Origin of the sequence: Paracidovorax wautersii, from assembly GCF_900113035.1 — a bacterium.
In the GTDB taxonomy this organism is placed as follows: domain Bacteria; phylum Pseudomonadota; class Gammaproteobacteria; order Burkholderiales; family Burkholderiaceae_C; genus Paracidovorax; species Paracidovorax wautersii.
This window is the reverse complement of sequence record NZ_FONX01000002.1, coordinates 327,679-343,471: the sequence shown is the minus strand read 5'-3', so window position 1 is coordinate 343,471 and position 15,793 is coordinate 327,679. Positions and strand designations below refer to the sequence as shown.

Genomic DNA, 15,793 nt, shown 5'->3' with positions numbered 1-15,793 from the left:
CGGCCGGCCACCCGTGCGCCTGTCGATGCACTACGATTTTCATAGCAGCCTGCGCTTGATATGCGAGGGCTGCGGGCCTATTCCGCCGAATGTTTGCGCTCAGTGCGCGTTGCGGGCGGGGGCATCGGCCAGATTGTTGTCCATCCAGCGCAGCAGGTCGCGCCACATCTGCAGCACCTGGCCGTCATCGGGCATGTGCAGTTCGTGCTTGAGCTCGATGGTCACCACCGGCATGCCCTGGCGCACGCTGCCGTAGTGGCCCAGCGAGCCCGGGAAGATGCCCAGCTGGTCCAGCCGCAGCTGGCCCAGGCGGTTGGGCGGCGGCAGCGGGCCGTCGTAGTCGAGCACGCCGTAGGGCGCGTGGATGCTCACCACCAGGTCGGGCTTGAAGTCCGTGTCCATCTGCGTGTGCAGGAAGCGCGACTCGGGCTCCGACAGCGGCGTGGGCCCGGGCCAGCGGCGTGGGTCGCGCCGGGTGCGCTTGTCCCAGTAGATGGGCGCGTCGCGCTCCCAGTTCGGCGTGGGGAAGTTGCGGTTCAGATCGACGCCGTGCGCGTTCACGCGCGTGGGCTTCCTGGCCAGCAGCCCGTCGGGGTTGAGCACGGGGATGAAGCGCCAGTGCACCGGCTGGCGCGAAGCCACGGCGCCGTCCTGCGCCAGCTCGATCCAGCGCATCGCCAGCGCGGCGGCGGTCAGCTCGTCGCCATGCATGGCGCCGACGACCAGCACGCGCAGCGGACGCTCGGCCGGGCCCGCCGCCTTCGCGCCCGGACCGGAGGCCTTGGGCGGCAGCACGTCGCGCCAGTAGAGCGGCGTGCCCTGCACCGAGAAGGCGCCGCTTTCGGCCAGATGCGTGGCGGCGCAGTCCTTGGCGCTGATGGTGGGCAGGCGCTTGAGCAGGCGCTCGCAGGCGGCCGCGGCGGCCTGGGGCGATGCGGCCTGCACGGCCGCAGGCGCCGTGGCGGGCGGCGCGGCTGCGGGGGCCTGGGTGGCCGAGGGCTGCGGCGGCACGGCGATCACCATCTCCACCGGCTTGGGCGCTTCGGGCAGCGGCAGCCGGGCGGCCGGGCCCAGCAGGCGCAGCGGCGCATCGGCGCCTTCGGCGAAGAGCGCCGCGCCCAGCGCGCCGCGCGCGGTGTCGAGCCCTTCGTGCGGCGATCGCGCCAGGCGCAGGCCACCGGCAGCGAGGGCCAGGGCGGCAAGAGCCACCAGCGCGGCAGGCCAGCGCCACGGCTGGACGGAGGCGACGGCGGTCCCGCCCGCCGGCATGCGGTCAGCGGCGGGGCGCATCAGTGCAGCACCCGGGCGCGGGCCGTGGCGAGGAAGTCCAGCAGCGCGCCGTCGAAGGCGTCGGGGGCTTCCAGCTGCGGCCAGTGGCCGACGTTCGGCAGCGAGAGATGGCGCGCGTCGGGCAGCACATGGGCCAGGGCCTGCAGCGCCTCGGGCGGGGTGCAGCGGTCATCGCCGCCGCCCACCAGCAGCACGGGCAGCTGCAGCCGGGCGAAGTCGGCCGCGCTGCGCGCGAAGGCCGGCAACGCATGCAGCGCACGCCGGTAGGCCGAGGGATTGACCTGGCCCAGCGCGTGGCCCGCCAGGCGCAGGCCTTCGGGCAGCGCGCCGCTGCCGGCCTGGCGCGGCACCAGGGCCTGCGCCAGTGCTTCCATGGACTGGCCGGCGTCCAGCGCCGCCAGGCGGGGCGCCACCCAGGCGCTTTCGCCGGCCTCGTCCAGCGCCGGGCCGCCGGCGCACAGCACCAGCCGGCGCACCGACTGCGGCTGGCGCAGCGCCACTTCCAGCGCCAGCATGGCGCCCAGGCCGTGGCCCACCAGCGAGACGGGGCCGCATTGCAGCGCCTCGATCAGCCGCGTGCAGGCCAGCGCCAGCCCCTTGAAGCCGTAGGGCTCGATCGGCGCGCTGCGGCCGTAGCCCGGCATGTCCCAGGCGACGGCTCGGTAGCCGGCGCTGGCCAGGGTTTCGACCTGCGGGGCGAAGGTGAGGTGATCGCCGTCCGCGTCATGCAGCATGAGAACGGTGTGGCCGGAGCCGAGGGTGGTGAAAGTGGGGAGCAGCGACATGGACGAGAGGCAGGGGCACTACGGCGCGGGCAGCCAGAGCGGCCCACGCGACCCAGCGAAGCGGTTCCGGGCAGGCGCTGCATCGCGGGCGGTACAGCGAAGTACGAGACGTTGCGGCGGCGACGCCAGAAGGGTTGGGGGGGCCGCGCCCCGTGCGCGCGGCAGCGGGGCGGAGGCCGGCCCATAATAGCCGACCCCTCCCTTCCCGACCGCCGCGCGCGCCTTTGCCTGTGACCCAGACCCCGCCCCGCATGACCACCGCCCGCCCGCCGGAATTTTCCGCGCGCGAATTCCGCGATGCACTGGGCATGTTCGCCACCGGCGTGACCATCGTCACCGCCCGTGCGGCCGACGGCTCGCTGGTCGGCATGACGGCCAGCTCGTTCAATTCGGTGTCGCTCGCGCCGCCGCTGGTGCTCTGGAGCCTGGCGCACAAGGCCTCGTCGCTGCAGGCCTTCGCGGCGGGCTCGCACTACGCCATCAACGTGCTGGCGGCGGACCAGCAGGCGCTGGCCGAGCGCTTCGCCACGCGCGGCATCGACCGCTTCGCGGGCGTGGAGCACCGCCCGGGCATCGCCGGCGCGCCGGTGCTGGCCGGGGCCGTGGCGGTGTTCGAATGCTTCAACCGCAGCCAGTACGTGGAGGGCGACCACACCATCTTCGTGGGCGAAGTGGAGCAGTGCAGCCACCACGCGGGCGCATCGCCCCTGCTCTACCACGGTGGCATGTTCTACGCCGAACACCCGCTGGGCCGGGCCCCGGCCATGGCGGGCGCCACCCAGAAATGAGAGCAGCCAGCCCTTGTGCACCAAGGGCTGGCTGCGGTTCTGACCTCATGAAGAGACTGGCCGCACGCGGCCCAGCCTCTTTTACTTGGCGGCGGTGTCGGGCAGCTCGATCTTGACTTCGAGCACTTCCAGGTTGTCCTGGCGCTCGAGCTGCACCTTCAGGTCGTCGGGGCTGATCTTCACGTACTTGGAGATCACGGCCACGAGTTCGCGCTGCAGCGCGGGCAGGTAGTCGGGCTCGGAGGCATTGCGGCCGTTGCGCTCGTGCGCCAGGATGATCTGCAACCGCTCCTTGGCGACGCTGGCGGTCTTCTTCTTTTCGCCGAGCAGGAAAGAGAGGAACGAAGCCATGGACTACCTCCCGCCGAAGATGCGCTTGAAGAAGCCGGGCTTCTCTGCCTCGACGAAACGCATCGGCTTGTCTTCGCCCAGGAAGCGCGCCACCACGTCCTTGTAGGCCTCGGACACGTCGGTGCCCTGCAGATGGATGGCGGGCGTGCCCTGGTTGGAAGCGGTGAGCACGCTCTCGGACTCGGGCACCACGCCGATGAGATCGATGCGCAGGATGTCCTGGATGTCCTCCAGGCTCAGCATCTGCCCGTCCTGCACGCGGCCGGGATTGTAGCGCGTGATGAGCAGGTGTTCCTTGATGGGCTCGCCGCCTTCGATGGCGCGCTTGGTCTTGCTGCCCAGCATGCCCAGGATGCGGTCGGAGTCGCGCACCGAGGAGACTTCCGGGTTGGTCACCAGCAGCGCCTCGTCGGCGAAGTGCATGGCCATGAGCGCGCCGCTCTCGATGCCGGCAGGCGAGTCGCAGACGATGTATTCGAAGTCCATCGCGGCCAGGTCTTTCAGCACCTTCTCGACGCCTTCCTGCGTGAGCGCGTCCTTGTCGCGCGTCTGGCTGGCGGCCAGCACGAACAGGTTGTCGCACTGCTTGTCCTTGATGAGGGCCTGGTTCAGGTTGGCCTCGCCATGGATCACGTTGATGAGGTCATAGACCACGCGGCGCTCGCAGCCCATGATGAGGTCGAGGTTGCGCAGGCCGACGTCGAAGTCGATCACGGCGGTCTTGTGGCCGCGCAGAGCAAGGCCCGATGCGAAGCTGGCACTGGTGGTGGTCTTGCCCACGCCCCCCTTGCCGGAGGTGACGACGACGATTTTGGCCATGTTGTGCTGATTCCCTGAAATGATGATCGCGGTGGACCTGAAATGATGTGGCGGATGGACCGAAGAAGGCGGGCGCGGCGGCGTCAGAGCGGCTCGATGAGCAGCTTCTCGCCATCGAGCCGCACCTGCGCCGGCTTGCCGCGCACGTTGTCGGGCAGCTCGGTTTCGGTGGTGCGGTAGATGCCTGCGATGGAGAGCAGCTGCGGCTCCAGGCAGGTGCTGAAAATGCGGGCGCCGGTGTTGCCGCGCGCGCCGGCGATGGCCCGGCCGCGCATGGGCGCGTAAATGTGGATGTTGCCGTCGGCGATGACCTCGGCGCCGAAGCTCACCACGGCCATCACCACCAGGTCGCCCCCCCGGGCATAGACCTGCTGGCCGGAGCGCAGGGGCTTGTCCAGCACCACCGTGGTGGGGCCGGCGACCGGCACCTCGACTTCGCGCACGACCTCGCGGATCACCTCGCGCACCGGCGCGGGCGCGGCGGGGCGGGCCGGGGGCGCCTCGGGCGCGGCCACCAGGCCGGCGGCGAGCGCGGCCTCCATCTGCGCCGGGCTGCCGCCGCGCACCGCCACGGGCTGGGTGTGCAGTGCGCGCAGGGAGGCGCTCAGGGCGGCGAAATCGACGGGCTCCTCGGCGTCGCGCACGGCGGCCAGGTCGATCAGCACCGGGTCGTTGTCGAAGAAGCCGGGATCGTCGGCCAGGCGCGCGGCCAGGTCGGCAGCGAGCACGGCGGCATCGGTGGTCTTGAGCGCCACCGCCACCACGGGCAGCTGGGCGCTCTTGAGTTCAAAGCTGGTGCGGGCAGCGCCCGCCGTTTCGACGGCCATGGAGCAGGAGGTGCGAGGAGGGAACGCTGCGCAACGAAGAACAGGAAGGGGCGAACCCCGGACCCGGCGCACGGCACGCGCGCGCACGGGAAAGCGGGCAAGTGTACCGTGGGCGGACCGCGCAGAGTTGCGTCAGATCGTGTCACGCCCTCGCCGGGCCACACCGGAGCGCGTACGGCGCACCCGGCACACCAATACCCGTCAAAATGGCTTTCAGCCCTTTTCCAGCCTGCGCAGGCAGCTATCGAAAGAGAAGCACCAGCCCCTCAGAACGTGTTTACGATCTCGCAGGGGATCGCGTTGGAGCGCAATCGGGATGAGTGGATGCTTCGGATGCGCCGCATGGGCTCATGCCCATGCAAGCAGCCGGGGCGTCCAATCGCCCGATTTCGCTCCAACCCGAAGGGCAGCTACGTCGGCGGGCGGTCTGCGGCGTTGCGGCGCTTGTGGATAGCTGTGCTATCCACTGCGCACCGCGCCTTGCATCCCATCCCGCCGACGTAGCTGCGTGACCCCTGGGAGATCGTAAACACGTTCTCAGCCCCGGGGGCGGCGCAGCGATCTCAGAGCTTGGGAATGCGGATGCGGCTGATCATCAGCGAGCCCGACAGCGCGAACAGCAGCACCAGCGGGTGCAGCGTGAAGCCGCCCAGCAGCACGCGGCCGAACCAGAGCTGCTCGCCCACCGCGCCCATGGCGGCGGCCAGCGACATGAGGCCCACCAGCACGATGGAGGTGGGAATGGGCGTGCCCTCGAAGTACTTGACCTTGCCGGAGCCCTCGGAGAGCGTTTCGGCCGTGACGTTGTAGCGCGCCAGGCGCGAGACGCCGCAGGCCACGAAGTAGGCCAGCACGATGCGGTCGTACAGCCCCTGCATGCCGCAGGCGTAGGCGATGATGGCCGGCGCCACGCCGAAGGAGATCACGTCGGCCAACGAATCCAGCTCGCGCCCCATGGCCGAGGATTTCTGCCGCCAGCGCGCGATGCGGCCGTCGAGCACGTCGAAGATGAGCGCAGCCAGCACCAGCGCGGCCGCGAAATGGATGTGCCGCACCTCGCCCGCGGCCAGGTAGGTCATGGACGAGAACAGCGCGCCCACGCCGCACACGGCATTGCCCAGCGTGAACCAGTCCGCGAGATGGAACTCGCGGATCATCGAAAAGCGCTTGGGGGCGGGTGCATTCATGGAAACGGGTCCTCGGAGGAAGCAGGAAGACAGACAGACAGAGAAAGGCGGGCGGGCAGGCAGGCGATCGGCCGGATGGGCGGCGACGGCCAGGCGGCCCGCCAGCGGACCATTATGGAACGGGCCCATGGCAGCTCCCGTCAGGCGAGTCCTACGGGCGAACGCCCGGGCACAGGCTCAGCCGGGGAGGCAGCCCACCCGGTTGCGGCCTTCGCGCTTGGCCTGGTAGAGCCCGGCGTCGGCGCGGGCCAGCAGGCTGTCGAGCGTGTCGCCGGGCTGCAGCGCGCTCACGCCCAGGCTGGCCGTGACGCGCACCGCGCCGCCGCCGGGCAGCGCGGCCTCGATGGCGGCGATGCGCGCGCGCAGCTGCTCGGCCAGGGCCAGCGCGTCATGGAAGCCGGTGGCGGGCAGCAGCACGCCGAACTCCTCGCCGCCCAGCCGGCCCAGCAGGTCGCAGGCGCGGATGCGGCGGGCGCAGGCATCGGTCACGGCGCGCAGCACGGCGTCGCCGGCGGCGTGGCCGTGGAGGTCGTTCACTTGCTTGAAGTCGTCCACGTCGAGCATCAGCATCGACAGGCGCGACTCCTGGCCGCCCGCCGGCGCGCTGCACGCCTGGGCCAGCGCGGCCTCGGCCCGGGCCATGAAGTGGCTGCGGCTGGCCGTGCCGGTCAGCGCGTCGGTGGTGGCGGCGATGCGCAGCGCGTCTTCCATGGCCTTGCGGCCGGTGATATCCACCACGGTGGCCAGCGCGCAGGGCTCGCCGTCGTAGGCGATGGGCACGATGGAGATCAGCGCCCAGATGTCGCGCCCGCCTGCGGCCACCAGGCGGACCTCGTAGTCGTTCACCCTGCCGTCGCGCTGGAACAGGGCGAAGAGCCGGTCGCGGTCGGCCGGGTTGCGGTAGATGCTGCGCGGGGAGCGGCCCAGCAGCTCGGACTGCGACATGCCCGACAGCAGCTGGGCGCGGTCGTTGGCATAGACGAAGGCGTTGTCGGCGATGCGCGTCACCGTCATGGGCAGCGGCGCGTGGTTCAGGATGGACAGCAGCCGCGATTCGCTCTCGGCCAGCGCCCGCGTGCGCTCGGCCACGCGCTGCTCCAGCGTCTGCGCCAGGCCCCGCCACTGGGCGTAGAGCCGGGCGTTGTCGATGGCGTTGACCACGTTGCCCGAGAGCAGTTCGAGGAACTGCAGGCGCGCCTGCGAGAAGACGCCGGCCGTGGCGTCGTTTTCCAGATAGAGCGCGCCCACGGTGCTGCCCTGGCGCACCAGCGGCATGCAGAGCGCCGAACGCACCGGGCGGTTCGAGAAATACGTGAGCCGGCGCCACACGTGCGCCTGGGCCAGGTCGGGGATGAGCACCGGGCTGCCCAGGTTCAGCACCGTGCGCAGCACCTCCAGCGGCAGCCGGTCGCCGGCCTCTTCGAGCGGCACGCTGGCGTCGCCCGCGCCGGCCTTCACGGCGGCGTCAGCGGCGCTGTCGGCCTGCAGCGACCAGGCGCCCGCGCCGTCGCGCAGCACCACGGCGGCCCGGCCGGCGCCTGCGCTCTCGCGCAGCACCTGCAGCAGGCGCGCCAGCAGCGCATCGAGCGCGATCTCGGCCGTCACCGCCTGGGCGGCCTTCATGAGCGTGGCCAGGTCGAGGCTGTGGCCCGGCGTGGCCGGCAGGGTGGCGGCGGCAGCAACTGCAGCAGCGGCGGGCACGGCAGCGGCGCCAGGCGCCAGCGGCAGGCTCGCGGGCACCGGAGCGCCCGCGAGCGACGCCGCGCCCCAGCGCAGGAAGAGCGCCCGCGTCTGGGCACGTTCGGCCAGCGCCGGTGCCGATACCGCCGCATCGGCCGGCCGGCACAGCGGGCTCGCCCAGTGCACCAGGCCCTGGATGAAGAGGTTGTCCAGCGCCTCGGCGGCCTGCCGGGCGGCGGCGATCTCGGCCTCGGCATCGATCGGCGGGCCGGGCAGCCCGATGCCGGCGACCGCCATGCGCGCGCGCAGCAGGTGCGCCAGCGGACGCACGTCGGAGCAGGTATGCGCCCACAGCTCCAGCCGGTGCAGCGCCGCCTTGCAGCGCGCGGCGGCATCGCCGCGGCGGCTCTGCGGCGCAGACAGGGCCGAGAAGAACACGCAGAACGGCACCATGGCCATGCCGCGCCCGGCCGAAAACAGGGCCTGCGCGGCATCGCCCTCGGCCACGGCCTCGTCGGCGCGGCCGGCCAGCGCGTGCAGCATGCACTGCCAGGCGTGCAGGAACATGGCGCCGGTCTGGTCGGCCCGCGCGGAATAGGTCTGCAGCAGCGCGCGCGCCGAGAAGCCCGCGGCGGGCTGCTCCAGCGGCTCGGGCTCGAACGCCGGGCGGCGCAGCGCGCGCACCACGGCCAGCAGGGCGCTCAGGTAGTCGTGCGCCACGGGCTGGCGGATGCGGCGCAGCGTGGCGGCGTCGGCTTCGAGCTGGGCCTGCAGCTCGGCCAGCGGCATGCCGGCCAGCAGCGCGTGGTAGCCATGCACATAGAGGCCCAGGCCCGCGTGGCGCAGGTTGCCGGTTTCCAGCCCGTTGCGGTGCACGGCCATGAGGCCCGGCAGGCCGCTGGCGATGCCTTCGATCCAGTGCCGCAGGAAGGCGTTGAACGAGAAGCCGGCATGGGCGTGGACGTGGCGCCAGCCGTGGCGCTCCACCAGGTCCATCGACAGGCGGCCGAGCCGGTAGCCGAAGATGTGGTCCTGCAGGAATTCGGCCACCATCAGGCCCATGACCGAATAGGCCGACAGGGCCACCGGCGCGTGGCCGTAGGCCACCATCCAGCGCACCTGCAGCACGGTCAGCAGCGGCAGCAGCGCGGGCCGGGCGATGTAGGCGGCGGCGGTCATCTTGGCGACCACGGCCAGCTGCTGCAGGCAGAGCGCGTCGGTCATCACCGGGCGGGCGGCCAGGGCGTCGAAGCCCAGGGCCTCGATCTCGGCGCGCACCTCGGTCACCAGCTGCACCGTGTCGGCGGGCGATGCGGCCTCGGGCGGGGCCGCCCCCAGCAGGCGCAGCACGGACAGGCCCAGCTCCAGCGTGTCGTCGAGCCGGCCCAGGGCGTAGAAGGATTCGATGCGCACGTCCAGCAGGCGGGCGCGGTCCATGGCGGAGGCGGCGTGCGGCAGCGCGGCGTCGATCAGCGCGTCCATGCCGGCCGTGTCGCCCGAAAGAGCGGCCATGCGCGCGGCATGCACGTGCAGGTCCAGCAGGCCCGCGGCGTCCGCCGCCCAGCCCTGCGCGCCGTACAGGGCGACGGCCTGCGCGGCGTAGTGCGCCGCCAGATCGAACGAGGCGGAGGCGCAGGCCTGCCGGCTGGCATGGGCGTTGTAGCCCGCCAGCTGGGCGCGCTCGGCCGCATCGGCCACCAGCGCCTGGCCCTGGTTGAGATGGTTGATGACGGCGAAGTCCGGCAGCTCGCCCGGCCGTGCGGCGCACAGCAGGCGGCCGATGTGCAGGTGCAGCGCGGGGCGCGCCTCGGCGCTGGAGAGCAGATAGGCAGCCTCCTGCACGCGGTCGTGGGCGAAGGCGAATTCGGCCTGCACGCCCTGGCCCTCGTGCGCGTCCAGCACCGGCAGCCACTTGTAGCGGGCATCGCGCGGCACGACCAGGCCGGCTTCCAGCGCCGGGTGCAGGGCGCGCACCACGCTGGCCGTGGGGCGCGCGCAGGCAACGCCCAGCAGGTGGGCGTCGAAGCGGCTGCCCAGGCAGGCGGCGGTGGTGAGCACGTTGCAGGTCTCGGGCGGCAGGCGGCGCAGCTGCTCCAGCATCAGCGCCACCACGTTGTCGGCCACGCGTTCCTGGCGGATGCGGTCCGCATCCCAGCGCCAGCGCGGCTCGGCCCGGTCCAGCCAGATGAGGCCGTGCTGGTGCAGGTCCTGCAGGAAGCGGCCGAGGAAGAAGGGGTTGCCGCCGGTCTTGGCGTGGCACAGCCGGGCCAGCGCCTGCAGCTCGGACGTGGGCCGGTGCAGCGTGTCGGCCAGCCACTGCACCACGTCCTGCGGGAGCAATGGCTCCAGCCGCAGCGCGCGGTAGCGGCCATGGCCGGTGTCCACCAGCATGGCCAGGTCCTGCAGCAGCGGGTGGCCCTCGGCCACCTCGTCCTCGCGGTAGGCGCCGATCACCAGCAGGTGCTGGAGGCCTTCGTCGAGCACCATCTCGCGCAGCAGCCGGCGCGAGAGGCGGTCGCTCCACTGCAGGTCGTCCACGAACACCAGCAGCGGCGCCTGGGCGCTGCACAGCCCCGCCAGGCACAGCTGCATGGTGCGGATGAAGCGGTTCTCGGCCTCGGCGGGGCCCAGCGCGTGGCCGTCGGGCGCGGCCGGCCCCAGCAGGGCGACGAGTTCGGGCAGCGCCGCCTGCGCCAGCGCCGCGTTCACGCCCAGGAGCGCCCGCAGCCGCTCGGCCCAGACCTGGCGTTCGGCCGGTGGCAGCGCCAGCACCTGGCGGATGCGCTGCGCCAGCGCCTGCACGAAGGCCGCACAGGGCGCGGGCTGGCCGAACTGGTTGAACTTGCCGCTGGCCATGTGGCCCTGGCGCGCCAGCAGGCTGCGCTGCACTTCCTGCACCAGCGCGGTCTTGCCCACGCCGGGGGCGCCGGCCAGCACCAGCACGCGCGCGGCGCCGCCGGCGGCCTCTTCGCAAGACTGCAGCAGCTGCTGCACTTCGGCGGCGCGCCCGTAGAGCCGGGTGGCGACCTGGAAGCGCTCGGAAAGATCGCCCTCGGCCAGCACCAGCGGCTGCAGCGGGTCCGCGTCGCCCAGCCGGGCGCGGATGCGCTGCAGGTCGCGCCGCAGCACGTGGTGGCTCTGGTAGCGCGCCTCGGGCTCCTTGGCCAGCAGGCGCTCGACCAGCGCGCAGAGCGCCGCGGGCGCCTGCGGGCAGGCGGCCTGCAGGGGCGGCGGCAGCAGCGCCAGGTGGGCGTGCAGGGCGCGCAGGGGGTCGTCCAGCGCGCCGAAGGGGGGCGTGCCCGCCAGCAGTTCGTAGAGCGTGGCGCCCAGGGCGTAGAAGTCGGCGCGGTAGTCCACGTCGCGGTTCATGCGGCCGGTCTGCTCGGGCGCCATGGAGGCCAGGGTGCCTTCGAGGTCGCGCAGGCTCACCGCCTGGGTGCGCTCCACCGAGACGCTGGCCGCGATGCCGAAGTCGATCAGCTTGATGAGGTCGCTGCCCGGGCGCACGATGATGTTGCCGGGGGCCACGTCCTTGTGGACGATGTTGCGTTCGTGGATGGCGTCCAGCGCGTCCACCACCGCCAGGGCGACGTCGATCGCCTGGGCCGGATCGAGCGGCCCGCCGGAGCGCAGCCATTCGCGCAGGGAAATGGCGCCGTCGTCGGGCATGGCGATGAACAGCACGCCGTCGTGGCTGCCGAGCGCGGTGGCGCTGACTACCCGCTCGTGCGGCACCCGGCGCGAGAGCTCGTACTCCAGCCGGAACCGGGCGACCTCGCCCGGCCCCAGCCGCGCGCAGCGCAGCAGCTTGACCACCGACGGCACCCCGCCGGGGCCCCGGCAGCGCAGCACGACGGAACGGTCGCCCTCGTACAGGCTGGTTTCCACCGTATAGCCGGCAAAGGACCGCCCGGGGCGGGCGAAGTCGGGGACGGCCACGGTGCCGGGCTCGTCAGCGGCGGGAAAAGGCGGTTTTTGCATGGAGCGAGGCGGGGAGCGCGATCATAGTTCGGCGCTTCGGCCCGTGCGCGCGTCTCCCGCGAGTGCCCGCCCAAGGCCTCAGCCGGCCGAAGCCCCCGTGCCGGCGCGCGCTGCCGCGAAGGCCACGAACCAGTCCAGGCTGCCCGGGTTGGCCATGGCATCGCGGTTGACCACCTTCTCCGCCGGCTGGCCCAGCAGCAGCTTCTTGACGGGCAGCTCCTGCTTCTTGCCGGTCAGGGTGCGGGGCACCTCGGGCACGGCCAGGATGTCGTCGGGCACGAAGCGCGGCGAGAGCGCCGCGCGGATCGCCCCGGCGATGCGCTGGCGCAGGGCCTCGTCCAGCTCCGCCCCGGGCCGCAGCGCCACGAAGAGCGGCATGTAGCTGGGCCGGCCCAGGTATTCCAGATCGACCACCAGGCTGTCGAGCACCTCGGGCAGCCCCTCGACCGCGCTGTAGATCTCGCTGGTGCCCATGCGCAGGCCGTGGCGGTTGATGGTGGCGTCGCTGCGGCCGTAGATGATGCAGCTGCCGGTGGGCGTGACCTTGATCCAGTCGCCGTGCCGCCAGACCGGGCCCATGGCGGCGGGCCCGTCGCCACCGCCCGGGCGGCGGCCGTGGCCGGGCGGGTACATGTCGAAGTAGCTGGCCAGGTAGCGCTTGCCGTCCGCATCGCCCCAGAGATAGAGCGGCATGGACGGGATGGGCTGGGTGCAGACCAGCTCGCCCACCGCGTCCACCACCGGCTGGCCCTGGGCGTCCCAGGATTCGACGGCGGCGCCGAGCATGCGGCACTGCATCTCGCCGGGCACCTGGGGGAGTTCGCGGTGGCCGCCGATGAAGGCGCCGCAGAAGTCGGTGCCGCCCGAGATGTTGTCCCACCAGATATCAGCGGTGCCCAGGCGCTGGAACTGCTGCGTCCCCCACTCCTGCACCTCGGGCGAGAGCGGCGAGCCGGTGGTGCCGAGCGCGCGGATGCGGGAGAGGTCGCCGCAGGCGGCCAGATCGACGCCGGCCTTCATGCAGTTGGCGTAGAAGGCGGCGCCCGCGCCGAAGAAGCTCACGCCGGTCTCGGCCGCGAAGCGCCAGAGCGTGCCCCAGTCGGGCCGCTCCCGGGTGCCGCCCGGGTTGCCGTCGTAGATCACGCAGGTGGTGCCCGAGAGCAGCCCGCTGGCCTGGGCGTTCCACATCACCCAGCCGGTGGAGCTGTACCAGTGGTAGCGCTCGCCGAAGGAGTTGGGCGCGTAGCTGCAGCCGATGTCGTTGTGCAGGCTTTTCAGCTGCAGCGCCACCAGCAGCATGCCGCCGTGGCCATGGACGATGGGCTTGGGCAGGCCGGTGGTGCCGCTGGAATAGACGATCCAGAGCGGATGGTCGAACGGCACCCAGCGCGGCTCGAAGGCCGCGACTTCGGCATCGTTTTGGCCGCTGGCGCTTGCGTAGTCTGTGCAGTCCGCTATCTTTTTAGAAGCATCCAGGTTGTTCACCAGCACCACGTGCTTGAGAGAAGGCAGCTGCGCGCGCAGCTCGGCCAGCACGCCGGTGCGGTCCAGGTCGCGCCCGCCGTAGGTCACGCCGTCCACCGCGATCAGCGCCTTCGGCTCGATCTGGCGGAAGCGGTCCAGCACGGCGGCCGTGCCCATGTCGGGCGCGCACACGCTCCAGACGGCGCCCAGGCTCACGGTGGCCAGCAGCGCGACCATGGCCTCGGGGATGTTGGGCAAATAGGCGGCCACCCGGTCGCCCGGGCCCACGCCCTGGCGCTGCAGGTGCAGGGCCAGCGAGGCGACCTGCCGGCGCAGCTCGGGCCAGCCCAGCTCGCGGTGCAGGCCCTTTTCGTTGCGGCTGATGATGGCCGGCTGGCCGGCGGCATGGGCGGCCTCCACATGCCGCAGCGCCTGCCGCGCGTAGTTGACCTGCGCGCCGGGAAACCATTCGGCCCCCGGCATGGCATTGCGCGCCAGCACCGCGCTGTGCGGCGTGGGCGACTCGACCTCGAAATAGTCCCACACGCTCTGCCAGAAGGCGTCCAGGTCGGTGATGGACCAGCGCCAGAGCGCGTCGTAGCCGTCGAAGGCCAGACCGCGCTCGCGGCGCAGCCAGTCCTGGTAGAGGCGGATCTGGGGGATGAAGGGCGGCGGTCCGGGCATCTGCGTGCCGGCCGCCGGGGTTGCGAGGGCGGTGCTTGTTGTCTCCATCGGCGCAGCGTAGCGCGCACCGCCGGGGGCGTCATCCGGGGAAGGTCCCCGGATTGACAGGCGCCCCCGCCTGTATCAGTCCACCAATGAACAGTCAGTCAGTCAATCGGTCTGCTCGCGCACGCTGGTGATGGCGTAGCCCTTCTCGCGCAGCTGGCGGCCGGGCTCGGGAATGCCGAAGTCGTCCCAGTGCGCGGCGGTCTCGTCCAATTCCTGCCCGGTCAGCTCGCTCTCCCAGTCGGTGTTGGTGGCTTCCTGGGGGATGGTGCGTCCTTCGGGCACCACCAGATGGGAATATTTGCCCTCGGCTTCTGATCGGCGATAGATGTCCACGCGCATGGTCGGTTCCTGGGTCGGGTTGAAAGGACACCCACTCTAGCCGCTGCGCCCGCCCGGCGGCGTAGGAATACGTAGCGGCCCGGCCGATACCCGCGCCACCTTCCTGCTCCTTGCGCCAGGGCAAGCCCGCCGGCCGCCGCCCGGCCCACAATGGCCGCCCCGCCCGCCGCCTGCAACGCCCTGGAGCCGCCCCATGCCCGCACCCGCCCTGCCCCGCCCCCACGGCCACGATGCCGACGCTGACGTGCTCATCGTCGGCGCCGGCCCGGCCGGCCTCTCGCTGGCGGCGGCGCTGGGCCAGGCAGGGCTGCGCGCCACGGTGGTCGAGCGGCAGGACGAGGCCGCCCTGGCGGACCCGGCCCCCGACGGCCGCGAGATCGCCCTGACCCACCCCAGCGGCGATCTGCTGCGCCGCCTGGGCAGCTGGCAGCGGCTGGCCGCGCACGAGATCGGCCGCATCGCCCGGGCGCAGGTGCACGACGGGCCGCTGGGCCGGCATGCTCCGCTGGAAGTGGCGCCGGCCGCCGGCAGCGGCGCCGGCCACCTGGGCTGGATCGTGCCCAACCACGCGCTGCGCCGCAGCGCCTGGCAGGCCGCGCGGGCCACGCCGGGCGTCACCCTGGTCTGCGGCGCGCAGGTGGACCGGGTGGCGGCGCTGCCCACGCAGGCCGAGGTGGACTTCACCCGCGCCGGCAGCGCCCCCGGCACGCCGGCCACGCGGCTGACGGCGCCGCTGGTGGTGGCCGCCGACAGCCGCTTTTCCAGCGCCCGGCGGCAGCTGGGCATCGCCGCGCAGATGACCGACTTCGGCCGCAGCGTCATCGTCTGCCGCATGCGCCATGCCGCGCCCCACGGCGGCGTGGCGCACGAATGCTTCGGCTATGCGCGCACCCTGGCCGTGCTGCCGCTGCCGGACGACCCGGCGGATGGCGCGCCGCAGTGCTCGGTGGTGGTCACCGCCGGCGCGGCCGAGGCCGCCGCGCTGATGGCGCTGGATGCGCAGGCCTTCGCGGCCGAGGTGCAGGCCCAGTTCGGCCACCGCCTGGGCGCGATGCGCCTGGTGGGCGAGCGGCACGCCTACCCGCTGGTCGCCGTCTATGCCCAGCGCTTCGCCGGCACGCGCTGCGCGCTGCTGGGCGATGCCGCCGTGGGCATGCACCCGGTGACGGCCCACGGCTACAACCTGGGGCTGGCGGGGGTCGAGACCCTGGCCCACACCCTGGCCGAGGCCCGCCGGAGGGGCGAAGACATCGGCGCGGCCGGCGTGCTGGCGCGCTATGCCAGCGCGCACCACCGCCGGGCGCTGCCCATCTACCAGGGCACCAACGCCATCGTGCGGCTCTATGCCGACGCCCGGCCCCTGCCCCGGCTGCTGCGCCGCTGGGTGCTGGAGGGCGCGCGCCGGCTGCCGCCGCTGCAGGCGGCCATCGCCGGCCAGCTCACGGGCCGCACCGCCGCCGCCGGCTGAACGGGCTCGGCGGGGGGCAAAAAGGGGGCGAAGGGGCGCCGCGCCCCGTCGAAATGGGGCCGTGCGGCGAAAGAACGCCGAT

At 72.7% G+C, this 15,793-nt stretch carries 11 protein-coding genes; 2 read left to right on the top strand and 9 right to left on the bottom strand.

What is annotated here, in order from left to right; translation table 11 throughout:
* Positions 1-99: 99 nt before the first annotated feature.
* Entirely contained in the window at positions 100-1,290 is a 1,191-nt protein-coding gene (locus BM070_RS04095) for a M14 family zinc carboxypeptidase (protein ID WP_092937855.1), read from the bottom strand.
* Positions 1,290-2,075, bottom strand: coding sequence for an alpha/beta fold hydrolase (locus BM070_RS04090; RefSeq protein ID WP_092937853.1), 786 nt, complete (start codon positions 2,073-2,075; stop codon positions 1,290-1,292). Before BM070_RS04090 ends, BM070_RS04095 begins: the two co-directional genes overlap by 1 nt.
* 251 nt (positions 2,076-2,326) lie before the next feature.
* Between BM070_RS04090 and BM070_RS04085 the strand changes: the two genes are divergently transcribed.
* Positions 2,327-2,863, top strand: coding sequence for a flavin reductase family protein (locus tag BM070_RS04085; RefSeq protein ID WP_092937851.1), 537 nt, complete (start codon positions 2,327-2,329; stop codon positions 2,861-2,863).
* A gap of 81 nt (positions 2,864-2,944) precedes the next feature.
* On the opposite strand, the gene minE is transcribed toward BM070_RS04085, so the two are convergent.
* The 7 genes from minE to BM070_RS04045 form a co-directional block, all read right to left on the bottom strand.
* Complete coding sequence (minE, locus tag BM070_RS04080; protein WP_092937849.1) at positions 2,945-3,214, bottom strand: cell division topological specificity factor MinE; 270 nt, start codon at positions 3,212-3,214, stop codon at positions 2,945-2,947.
* A gap of 3 nt (positions 3,215-3,217) precedes the next feature.
* Positions 3,218-4,033 (bottom strand): septum site-determining protein MinD, encoded by an 816-nt coding sequence (gene minD, locus BM070_RS04075; RefSeq protein WP_092937847.1) that lies wholly within the window; start codon positions 4,031-4,033, stop codon positions 3,218-3,220.
* Between the two features lie 83 nt (positions 4,034-4,116).
* Positions 4,117-4,860, bottom strand: coding sequence for a septum site-determining protein MinC (gene minC, locus BM070_RS04070; protein ID WP_092937845.1), 744 nt, complete (start codon positions 4,858-4,860; stop codon positions 4,117-4,119).
* 563 nt (positions 4,861-5,423) lie between these two features.
* On the bottom strand, positions 5,424-6,047 hold the full coding sequence (gene pssA / locus BM070_RS04060; RefSeq protein WP_092937841.1) for a CDP-diacylglycerol--serine O-phosphatidyltransferase: 624 nt from the start codon (positions 6,045-6,047) through the stop codon (positions 5,424-5,426).
* A 177-nt stretch (positions 6,048-6,224) separates the two neighbouring features.
* Complete coding sequence (locus tag BM070_RS04055) at positions 6,225-11,708, bottom strand: diguanylate cyclase (RefSeq protein ID WP_092937838.1); 5,484 nt, start codon at positions 11,706-11,708, stop codon at positions 6,225-6,227.
* A gap of 78 nt (positions 11,709-11,786) precedes the next feature.
* Positions 11,787-13,856, bottom strand: coding sequence for an acetoacetate--CoA ligase (locus BM070_RS04050; RefSeq protein ID WP_092937837.1), 2,070 nt, complete (start codon positions 13,854-13,856; stop codon positions 11,787-11,789).
* Between the two features lie 150 nt (positions 13,857-14,006).
* A complete protein-coding gene (locus BM070_RS04045) occupies positions 14,007-14,243 on the bottom strand; it encodes a DUF6139 family protein (protein WP_092937835.1) in 237 nt (78 codons plus the stop codon).
* A 193-nt stretch (positions 14,244-14,436) separates the two neighbouring features.
* Between BM070_RS04045 and ubiM the strand changes: the two genes are divergently transcribed.
* On the top strand, positions 14,437-15,711 hold the full coding sequence (gene ubiM, locus BM070_RS04040; RefSeq protein WP_092937833.1) for a 5-demethoxyubiquinol-8 5-hydroxylase UbiM: 1,275 nt from the start codon (positions 14,437-14,439) through the stop codon (positions 15,709-15,711).
* The last annotated feature ends 82 nt before the right edge of the window (positions 15,712-15,793 follow it).

Bases quoted from the DNA above. Each gene is read 5' to 3' on its own strand.
- BM070_RS04095 (WP_092937855.1), bottom strand. From the start codon at position 1,290: ATGCGCCCCGCCGCTGACCGCATGCCGGCGGGCGGGACCGCCGTCGCC.
- BM070_RS04090 (WP_092937853.1), bottom strand. From the start codon at position 2,075: ATGTCGCTGCTCCCCACTTTCACCACCCTCGGCTCCGGCCACACCGTT.
- BM070_RS04085 (WP_092937851.1), top strand. From the start codon at position 2,327: ATGACCACCGCCCGCCCGCCGGAATTTTCCGCGCGCGAATTCCGCGAT.
- minE (WP_092937849.1), bottom strand. From the start codon at position 3,214: ATGGCTTCGTTCCTCTCTTTCCTGCTCGGCGAAAAGAAGAAGACCGCC.
- minD (WP_092937847.1), bottom strand. From the start codon at position 4,033: ATGGCCAAAATCGTCGTCGTCACCTCCGGCAAGGGGGGCGTGGGCAAG.
- minC (WP_092937845.1), bottom strand. From the start codon at position 4,860: ATGGCCGTCGAAACGGCGGGCGCTGCCCGCACCAGCTTTGAACTCAAG.
- pssA (WP_092937841.1), bottom strand. From the start codon at position 6,047: ATGAATGCACCCGCCCCCAAGCGCTTTTCGATGATCCGCGAGTTCCAT.
- BM070_RS04055 (WP_092937838.1), bottom strand. From the start codon at position 11,708: ATGCAAAAACCGCCTTTTCCCGCCGCTGACGAGCCCGGCACCGTGGCC.
- BM070_RS04050 (WP_092937837.1), bottom strand. From the start codon at position 13,856: ATGCCCGGACCGCCGCCCTTCATCCCCCAGATCCGCCTCTACCAGGAC.
- BM070_RS04045 (WP_092937835.1), bottom strand. From the start codon at position 14,243: ATGCGCGTGGACATCTATCGCCGATCAGAAGCCGAGGGCAAATATTCC.
- ubiM (WP_092937833.1), top strand. From the start codon at position 14,437: ATGCCCGCACCCGCCCTGCCCCGCCCCCACGGCCACGATGCCGACGCT.